Origin of the sequence: Crocosphaera sp. Alani8 (assembly GCF_038442745.1) — a bacterium.
In the GTDB taxonomy this organism is placed as follows: Bacteria; Cyanobacteriota; Cyanobacteriia; order Cyanobacteriales; family Microcystaceae; genus Crocosphaera.
This window is the reverse complement of sequence record NZ_JARVCN010000317.1, coordinates 23,310-29,309: the sequence shown is the minus strand read 5'-3', so window position 1 is coordinate 29,309 and position 6,000 is coordinate 23,310. Positions and strand designations below refer to the sequence as shown.

The 6,000-nt window shown below is 37.4% G+C and carries 4 protein-coding genes; 2 read left to right on the top strand and 2 right to left on the bottom strand.

Annotation, left to right across the window (positions count from 1 at the left end; translation table 11 throughout):
- Positions 1-121 precede the first annotated feature (121 nt).
- On the top strand, positions 122-1,330 hold the full coding sequence (locus P9B04_RS16880; RefSeq protein ID WP_342056145.1) for an RNA-directed DNA polymerase: 1,209 nt from the start codon (positions 122-124) through the stop codon (positions 1,328-1,330).
- Positions 1,331-1,559: 229 nt separating this feature from the next.
- Here P9B04_RS16880 and P9B04_RS16875 read toward each other — a convergent pair whose 3' ends face one another.
- On the bottom strand, positions 1,560-3,281 hold the full coding sequence (locus P9B04_RS16875; protein WP_342056144.1) for a nucleoside recognition domain-containing protein: 1,722 nt from the start codon (positions 3,279-3,281) through the stop codon (positions 1,560-1,562).
- Between the two features lie 3 nt (positions 3,282-3,284).
- A complete protein-coding gene (locus tag P9B04_RS16870) occupies positions 3,285-4,406 on the bottom strand; it encodes an NAD(P)/FAD-dependent oxidoreductase (RefSeq protein ID WP_342056143.1) in 1,122 nt (373 codons plus the stop codon).
- A 244-nt stretch (positions 4,407-4,650) separates the two neighbouring features.
- Between P9B04_RS16870 and P9B04_RS16865 the strand changes: the two genes are divergently transcribed.
- On the top strand, positions 4,651-5,727 hold the full coding sequence (locus P9B04_RS16865) for a CobW family GTP-binding protein (protein ID WP_342056142.1): 1,077 nt from the start codon (positions 4,651-4,653) through the stop codon (positions 5,725-5,727).
- The last annotated feature ends 273 nt before the right edge of the window (positions 5,728-6,000 follow it).

Here is a 6,000-nt window from a genome sequence, read left to right as displayed (position 1 = left end):
TCTTTGTCCCCTAACTTTCGGCGAGTCCCCCCAGACTTTTTGAGAAGCTTCGGTACATTTAAGAAATACCGTATCAAGTTATGGTAATTTTGATGAATGCTTGCTAGACTTCTTGTTTTTTTTGCTAGAAGCTTTTGTGTGGAGACCTGATTATTTACCGTTGAATGGATTTGGTTTGCCTCAAGTTGATTTTGATGCACCTCGGTTGTTAGCTTTTGCTTTTTTGTTTGAGATAGATGAATTTTTAGATAAGAAGACTGCTGGTAATTTTGTACGATGGATGGACGATATTGATTTTGGCGTAAATACCATTGAAGAAGGAAAAAGAATTTTGAGAGGACTAGATGAAATCCTTTTAACCAGAGGACTTCGTTTAAATATGGGTAAAACTAAAATTTTGTCTTCTGAAGATGCAAGAAAATACTTTTTACCTGATGAAAATCGCTATTTAACTATAATTAATAAAAGATTAGATAAGCCAGTAAAATTAAATAAAAGTATTGAAGATGAGAAAAAGAAGATAAGATCGAGATTTAAAAAGTTTCTCAAAAAAGATAAATTTGGTCGTTGGGAAAAAGTGTATGCGCGATATTTTACTACTTGTAGCAAAACACAAGACAGGTTTTTAGAAAAATATGTTCCACTTTTGCTAAACAATAGCCCAGATTTGAGAAATAATATTTATCGCTATTACAGTAATTTGGGTTTTAATCAAACAAGATATAATCACTTAGTGAATTTTTTTGAAAGCGATCATTGTTCAGACGATAGTTCTATCTTTGCCGTCGCTAAAGTTTTTGTAGATTGGAAAATAAAGGCTGGAAAGATAAGAAGAAATAATTTTGTCAATTTAGCTTTCAATACAGCAAATAGATCTTTAGCCAATTTTAGTGCAAGTCTATGGTTATTAGCAAAATACAGTTCTAGCGAAGAATTATCTAATTTTATTGACAATCATGTTTCTACGTGGCAACATTCTAGATTTTTATCGAGACAAGTTGCAGCTATATTACCTAAAATCAGAGACAGCAAAGTAGATTATCTAAAAAAAGTATTTACGGATTCCGGAAGAATTGATTCTTTAAGAATTATTAATAATTTGGATCTCATAAGAAACACTTCTCCAATATCCAGTAATATTAATTGCTATTTAGAGCATGGAACAGGAACAGTAAAAGTTTATCCGTTAACTAAATTTTTAATTGTCATTGACATTTTAAATAATACTAACTTAAATTCTTCAGCTAGAATTGAATTGCGAGATAGAGTTACCAAAAGGATTAATGACCCCTTGTACCTTCAAGAGATTAATTCACTTAAAATATTATAAACTAAGTTCATTGCTTATTTACAGCACTTTGCGAGTTATTAAAGTACATTTTACACCTGCCTCCTGCCTTCTGCCTCCTGCCTCAAGCATTAACTTCTTGTACAAGACTAAGTCGAAAACTGATGTAGTAATCGAATTCAATCATTAATTAAAATAGCGTTCAACCTAACTTTCAAAAGCTATTCCTTAAAGCAATCGCACTTGTTTATATCATATAAAAAAATTTACTTTAGCTAATTAATAGTCCACCCCAAGCAAGAAATAAAGAAAAAAACATCGCAGCGATCGCCTGTTTTCCTAATAGCAATAAGGCAAATCGAGAAGATTTTTCCTGCATAATGGTTAACAGAGTAACTAAACAAGGTAGTAATACTCCTGCCAGATAAACCCCAGTCAACACTTGCAATGGGGTCAACATAGCCAAGGTTTCTGGTTCGGCAAACAGCAACAATCCGTCTTTGCGAATAGAAGCTAAAACAATGGGCAATGAGGCTTCAGGGGGTAGATTAAACCATCCCATGAAAGGATTGATAATATTGGCTAAAGTTGCAATCACTCCTAACCAATTCAACACAGAAGCAATAATCGTAATAATTAAAAAGATGGGAATCGCATTGAACAAAAATTGCTTAATGGTTGCCTTAGCTTCGCGCCAAATAACCGACCAACGGGGAAATTCTAAAAATGCTCTTCCTTCAATTACCAGGGAATTTTGAGGCGATTTTGCTGTAGAAGAAGAAATGATGCAAGTATATATTAGAGTAGTTGCTGTTAGGTAAAGTAAGTAAGGAATCACCAAATAAGTTAACTTTGCAGCACTAAACACCCCTAAAGTTGCGCCAAACTGATAAGAACAAGCCGAACCAAAAGCGATCGCTGAAATACAAGTTCCTCTAGAACAACTAGAACAACCACGAGTGTTAATTACTGCAGGAACATTACAGCCAAATCCCATAATTACTCGCACTAAATCCCTTCCCGATAACCCTAACGGACGCAGTAAAGGATCGAGGGTAATCGTAATCCGTTCTACCAAACCACTCGCTTTATACGCGCCCAAGAATAAGGCATAAAGAACTACCGTTGGCATTGCCCAAATAAACAGCAACGGCCCCATAGTTACCAGTCCATACTGCCCTATGAGTATCTCTCTTAACCAGATCGGGAGTTGGGATAAAGGTTCAATAATTGAAGCGATTGCACCTTGCATTACAGGATCTACTAAAGTTGCAAAGGAGTTAGCCCCCCAAACAGCAATTATGGCAGGAATCAGTAATAAGGCGATCGCTACTAACCAGCCCAGTTTCGGATGTTCTAACAGCGTCGGTTGCGGTTGAATGTGCCAACCGGCCCTTTGAGGAATCCATTGTGGGGGGAAGGGATGAGGTTGTCGTAGAGCCTCTACAATAAAGTCTCGCTGTTTTGCTGTCAGGTAGCGAGCATCTACAGTTACAATGCTCAGGTTAGAGGTTTGGCTCCACTCTCGAACCACTTGTTGATTGTAGGTGGTGGTGGAGAGTTTATCCCAAAAAGTAATCACCACCATACCCCGTTTATCTGCTACCAAGGGTAATAAATCTGCCAAATCTCGATCTACCTCAGTTGCCTTGACTACTAATAGCACAGTGTCACTCTCTTGCAACTGTCTCAAAGCTTGCCTAGTAGTTACGGTGTCGGAACGATAAAGAATTCCAGGGGTATCAATAAAAGTATAGGCTTCAGATTCATAGGTTTCGCAAGCTATTGTAGAGCCACGAAAATTGTCACTATATGCAGACTTCCCCGTCAGAGAGGCAATTAGTTGGGACTTGCCTGTATTTTCTTTGCCAATGACAACAACAAAATCCTGCTCTATTTTTGAGGGTGTAAAAATATTCATTACTTTATCGTGTAAAGAATCCCCCTGCAAAGCACAGGCTTTGCCTGATCGCCCTGCGTTGGGGTAGTTCAATTTTTAACAAACACAATCGTTATCGCAGCAAGAAAGGTCCTCTAAAAACAAACCTTCTCGACGATATACTTCCAAGGGAGTGGTGTCGATTTCCAAACGTTCAGCGATCGCATTAACTACCACAGCAAATCGCTGTCGAAATTTGTAAATGAAACAAAAAATTAAATTGCCGTGACGTACCGAAGGTCCTACCACAAATAATCCTGGAGTTATGGTAGACTCATCTTCTTCAGTCAGGGCTGCATATCCATTTGACCAATCAAACATAGGAGCGATATGTTTTAAACTGGTGTCAAATCCTGTACAGAGAATCGGTGGTGTAGAACTAAACCACTTCTCATACTCACTCTCTACCACATATCCATTTTTTACAGCCCTGACTTCTTCGATCTCCTTTTCCCCAATTAGCTCCACTAGACCCATAGAATAAGCTATTTCTAGACGCATTATGCTATAAGGAGACAAGGAAATACTGGGGTCTGGATCTGAGTTTGACCAGCTACTGTTGCGGTCTATCAACTTTACTTTTTTCCCTAATGCTGCCAAATTTGAGGCTGCATCTACACCGCTTTCATAACCCCCGATAACCACCAATTCTTCCCCTTGAACCTCGGACCAAGAACGTAGTTGAGAATTATGAATACATAAATCTGCACCTGGAAAGGGATTTGAATGGGGATATTGAAATTCTCCTGCTGCCCAAATTACAAACTGCGATCGCAACTCACCTCTATTGGTTTGAATAACAAACCCCTTGCATTGAGGTAAGGCTTTAATTGTTTCTACATTAGTCTCTGTTTTTACGGGAAGTTCAAAATGCTCCGCCACAGTCTCTAAATAGAAAGCATACTCTTTCCCTGAAAGATGTTCCCGTCTAAATCTGAGGGCAGGAGAGGTATTCAAAACCACTGCGTTGAGATCTAATAATCCAAACCCGTGACTGGGAAATGATGGCGTAATCAAGCGCATTTCTTCGGGCCAACGACTAAAAGAAGCTCCCACCTGATGCCGTTCTAGAATAACAAAGTTTTCAATTCCTAAATCTTGTAAAACCACCCCACAGCCAATTCCAGCTGGACCGGCCCCGACAATTACAACATCAAATTTGGGATTCTTAGTATTCATCAAAAATTTTGGGAAATAAACTCCGCCCTTAAAAGACGGCTTGACATTATTTTTATTATAGTAAAAATATACCGAAGAATGAGGTCAACAGCAGACAACCTCCAGATGCTTTTATGACAACAATGATAATCATTATCACTTTAGCAGTTAATAAGCTAACATACAAAGAGAATCTATATCAACCGATAGAGTAAATTTACCTTTTGGTTGTTTTCTTGCCCACAAGTTGACTAGAGGAAAAATTATGCAAACAGTGGATAAAAAGTCAGGAAACAATGACACAATGGATGGAGGCAAACAGGGCTTACCTGTAACAGTTATTACCGGGTTTCTGGGAAGTGGAAAAACAACACTGCTTAACCATATCTTAACTAATCAAGAAGGAGTAAAAACAGCAGTTTTAGTGAACGAGTTTGGAGAAATTGGCATCGATAATGAGTTAATTATCAGCACTGAAGATAACATAGTCGAACTCAACAATGGCTGTGTTTGTTGCACAATCAATGAAGATTTGGTCGAAGCAGTTCATAAAGTTTTAAATCGTCCTGAGAAAGTAGATTATCTGATTGTTGAAACCACAGGATTAGCTGATCCGCTACCAGTTGCCTTAACATTTTTGGGAACAGACTTAAGAGAGACAACTCGTCTAGACTCTATTGTCACTATGGTAGATTGTTGTAATTTTAGTCTAGACTTATTCAAGTCTGAAGCAGCCCATAGTCAGATTAATTATGCAGATATTATTGTTTTAAATAAGACTGATTTAGTAGATAAAGAAAAGGTTGATTCTTTAGAAAATAGGATTAGAGATATTAAAAATTCTGCCAGAATTTTGCGCACGAAAAAATCTCAAGTTTCCTTACCTTTAATTCTGAGTGTGGGATTATTTGAATCTGATAAATATTTTGATCATCAAGAAGTTGAACATCACCATGATCACCACGATCATCACGATCATAATCACCATCACCATGATCACCATGATCACCACGATCACCATCATCATGATCACCATTCCCATCATCTAGAAAATGATGGTTTTACCTCCATTTCTTTTGAAAGCGATAAACCTTTTTCTATTCGGAAATTTCAATATTTTCTAGATAACCAACTCCCCTCTAATGTTTTTCGCGCTAAAGGTATTTTGTGGTTCGATGAAGTTAGCGATCGCCACATTTTTCATCTCAGTGGTAAGCGGTTTAGTTTAGAAGAGGATCAATGGAAAGGGACACCTAAAAATCAATTAGTTTTGATTGGACAAAATTTGGATAAGGATAAATTGTATCAACAGATCGAGCATTGTTTGTCTGTACAATCTTAAAATTCTCCAATACAGAAACAAAAGCAAACTAGTGTACTATTGCTTACTAAATTGGTACCTTGCCAACCTGAGTTCGATATAAGAGAATTCATAGAAAATCTCTCAGCTTCAGGAGTCTTAAACACCTATTATCTCGTCAAGAAAAATTTAACTCCCCTGCGAAGCAGCCCTCCGAACTCCTAACACCGAACTCAGGTTGCCTATTTTTTGTTTTACAAACATTATGACGTTCACTTGAATGTTTAAATAATTTATGCTAACATTCTAATATGA

Excerpts from the sequence above, each read along its gene's own strand:
- P9B04_RS16870 (WP_342056143.1), bottom strand. The coding sequence starts at position 4,406 with ATGAATACTAAGAATCCCAAATTTGATGTTGTAATTGTCGGGGCCGGT.
- P9B04_RS16865 (WP_342056142.1), top strand. The coding sequence starts at position 4,651 with ATGCAAACAGTGGATAAAAAGTCAGGAAACAATGACACAATGGATGGA.